The 1,130-nt window shown below is 63.0% G+C and carries 1 protein-coding gene; it reads right to left on the bottom strand.

Annotated features, from left to right (window positions below; translation table 11 throughout):
* Positions 1-70: 70 nt before the first annotated feature.
* Positions 71-1,130 (bottom strand): amidohydrolase (locus NKH23_RS34460; protein ID WP_353036805.1); only part of this gene is annotated, 1,060 nt, incomplete at its 5' end.

The raw sequence follows: 1,130 nt of genomic DNA, 5'->3' as shown, positions 1-1,130 counted from the left end.
CGGGCGACGTCGTTAATATCCCGCCTGAGATCGAGCTTTTGCGCAAATAGGCGGCCAGCCCAGGAGCCAATCAGCCCAGAAGGTTGCGAGCCGTGCGCATGAATATTCTGGATCCGATCGGGATCAGGTCGTCTGGAAAGTCATAGTCGGGGTTGTGCAGCGCAGGGTACGGCTCGCCGGCGCCGAGGAAGAACATGGCGGACGCTGCGCTATGGCCGAACAGGCCGAAGTCTTCCGAAGCGCGCATCGGCAGGGCTTCCTCTGTGCGTGGCACGCCTTCTTCGTCGAGCGCGCGCTGCAGATGTTCCACGGCATCCGGCGCGTTGACGCTGGCAACGAAGATCTCGTGATAGTCGTAGCGCGCCGAAAGACGATGCTCTCCAGCGATCTTTTCCACCAGCGCTTCCGCGGCGGCGCACAGGTCCGCCATGCACTCATCGCGCCTTGTGCGCAGCGTCGCCCACACTTTTGCATTTCCCGGCGCAATGCCGAACACAGCTTCGCCCATCAGGGCATGGGTGACGGTCACCATACTGAAATCGTCGTCAGCGAAGGTTCCGCGCCCGAGCGCGGGCAGTGCCGGCATCAGCTGGCTGACCGCCAACATTGGCGAGACACCCGTTTCGGGCATCGACGAATGCGCGGTCTTGCCCTCCAGCAATATTCGCATGCCGCGTGAAGCACAGTTGACCACGCCGGGTTTGATACGCACCTCACCGAACGGCACACCGGGCAAATTGTGCAGCGAGAACGCCAAATCCGGCGCGATCTCGGAAAAGCGCGGATCGGCGACGACGCCGGCCGCGCCATTGCCGGTCTCTTCCGCCGGCTGGAACATCAGCACGACGCGGCCGCGGGCAGGCCTTTCGCGCCCGAACTGGCGGCCAAGTGCGGCGAGGATCGCGGTATGTCCGTCATGGCCGCACATATGCGACTTTCCCTGTACGAGCGACGAATGAGAAACGCCTGAAAGCTCATAAATCGGCAGCGCGTCGAGTTCCGACCGGAACAGGACTGTCGGACCGGCTTTGCCGCTTTCATATACTGCCGCCACACCGTGGCCGCCCAATCCGGTTAGCACCTTGTCCGGCGCTGTGTCGGCGAGGAAGTCGACAACCTCGCTCGCGGTT

The sequence above is a fragment of the Mesorhizobium sp. M1328 genome (assembly GCF_040318075.1).
In the GTDB taxonomy this organism is placed as follows: domain Bacteria; phylum Pseudomonadota; class Alphaproteobacteria; order Rhizobiales; family Rhizobiaceae; genus Mesorhizobium.
Note: the sequence above shows the minus strand (reverse complement) of the source record. Positions and strands in the feature narration are given on the sequence as shown.